The organism is Methanobrevibacter sp. (assembly GCF_045541095.1).
Lineage (GTDB): Archaea > Methanobacteriota > Methanobacteria > Methanobacteriales > Methanobacteriaceae > Methanocatella.
Genome location: NZ_JAZQIJ010000187.1, coordinates 1 through 2,037, shown reverse-complemented (window position 1 = coordinate 2,037; position 2,037 = coordinate 1). Strand labels below are relative to the sequence as shown.

Genomic DNA, 2,037 nt, shown 5'->3' with positions numbered 1-2,037 from the left:
TTCCTTCACAGCTTCCAGTATAAAAACAAGCCATGGCACGAAGAGTCCAATTAAGGACAGCCTGACGGAATTCATCATAGCCCGAAAAATTTGCAGTATGTATAATAGTGAATGTCCACCTATTGTTTACAAATTCATATCCAGATATCGAATATGAAAAGTCCGATGGAAATACGATAATACCGGTATCCGGCAAATAGACACAGGAGTCTATGTTCTTTAGAGAATATCCTTTCCAGAGCAGATCATCTGCTATGATAGATCTACAATCAGCCAGATATAAATCATCAAATGAAAATGTGTATTTTTTTCTTGGAGTATTCTAAATTGTTGAAATATTTTATTAACCGGTTGTTTGTTTGTCAGTGAGACAACATATTCATCAATTACTTTCTTATGTGCCAGAGGAACTAGAATGATAGAGACTTTATTAGATATTTGAATCAATTCAGCTTGTTCTTTGATTTCATTTAAAAACTGTTCATTATCAATTATGAGAGAGTATTTATTTGATTTTCGGATTCCAAGGTTCTTCGTCAACAGGCGACTGATTATTTTGTTGGCATACTCTGATAAGGATTCATCCATTTTTAGCAACGGAGCGGTGATGATTTCAAAATTCCATGTGAGTACATTATCAGGGGGATTGTCAAGGGTATTATGAGGGGAATTATGAGAACCAAGCCCATTAATCAGGATCGTAAATTTTGATTGTTTGCTGTTCTTTATGTCTTCATTAGAGGATTCTTGTGGCAAACGTAAATCCAGATCTTTCAAGAGGAGCTCTTTGATTATTGTTTGTCTGATCTCATTATTATATTTTGCCAGAGTATTGTCATTGAAGCATCCTTGCGCTGCCATTATGGAATCAAGCGTTACATGGCTTCCCGGTTCCGCTGCTGAAACAATCCCGGCTATTCCTCTTTTTTTTATTTTTTCTGTCTGGCTATTCAGAATTCTGAATATTGCAACGTGGCTTAACTGACCAACCTCGGATGCAAATTCTCGTAATGGGCGGTTGCCTTTTGCTTTAGAAACGAGATAAATAGTTTTATCAATGTCAACCGGTTTTATTCTTTTATAGTTTTTCGTGGCAGATAATAATCGCTCAAAACTGGGATTGCTGTTGTTTTTCATTCCTGCATTATATTCACTGAGGTTTTGCATATGATTTCCAGATGGTAATAGTCAATGAAGAGCATTATTCCTGAAATATTCATGAATTTTTGATTTAGCATCAAGGTGCTGAGTAAATTCCATGAAAATTAAAGAAATTGCTTTCACCCAATAAGAGGAAATTATCATAAAAAGGACTTCCGATTTGATAAAATTTATATCAGCAAAAAAACAAATCAAAAGGAGAAGTCCTATGTCTATTATAAGTGAAATTGCGCTGGAAAGCAACAAAAACATACATGTCAATTTTGAAGGAGGTAACATTTCGTCCGATGCAGGAATGCTGCTTATAAAGGAGTTTATCCATAAGTTCGGCTTAGAAAAACTTGCAAAGGAAATTTTTCGTACAACTGATCCCGGACACATCAGATTTCACAAGGATCACGAGAATCTCCTTCAAATACTGTTTCAAATTATGGGTGCATATTTTCAAGATGATCACGCGGATGCGTTGAGAAATGATCCTGCTATTACAGCTGCGGCAGATAAAGAAACATTGGCTTCTCAGCCGACTTTATCCCGTTTTCATAATCGGCTGGATGAAAAGACGCTTACCCAGTTAGAGGAGATGATAAGGACAATCCGCAGAAGAGTTTATTCAGTCAAGATGCCGGATCATGTTCTCTTGGATCTGGATTCCACACTTTTTGCGACGTTTGGCAAACAGGAAGGCGGAGCCTTCAATTTCCACTACCAGGCAAATGGATATCATCCTCTGATTTGCTTTGACGGAATGACCGGTGATTTACTGAAAATAGAACTCAGACCCGGGACACAATACTGCTGCAATGGCACCGCAGAGTTCTTGAGGCCGTTGATGAAGGAATTTCAGGAGTGCTATCCAAATATAGCCTTGTTTCT

The 2,037-nt window shown here is 37.4% G+C and carries 3 protein-coding genes; 1 reads left to right on the top strand and 2 read right to left on the bottom strand.

The genetic code is table 11. The annotated features are described in order from the left end of the window. Both ACKI2P_RS07755 and ACKI2P_RS07750 read right to left on the bottom strand, forming a co-directional pair. A partial coding sequence (locus ACKI2P_RS07755; protein WP_407376555.1) for a hypothetical protein occupies positions 1-196 on the bottom strand: 196 nt, incomplete at its 3' end. A 56-nt stretch (positions 197-252) separates the two neighbouring features. Further along, positions 253-1,167 (bottom strand): hypothetical protein, encoded by a 915-nt coding sequence (locus tag ACKI2P_RS07750; RefSeq protein WP_407376553.1) that lies wholly within the window; start codon positions 1,165-1,167, stop codon positions 253-255. Between the two features lie 202 nt (positions 1,168-1,369). Between ACKI2P_RS07750 and ACKI2P_RS07745 the strand changes: the two genes are divergently transcribed. Then, positions 1,370-2,037 (top strand): transposase (locus ACKI2P_RS07745; protein ID WP_407376551.1); only part of this gene is annotated, 668 nt, incomplete at its 3' end.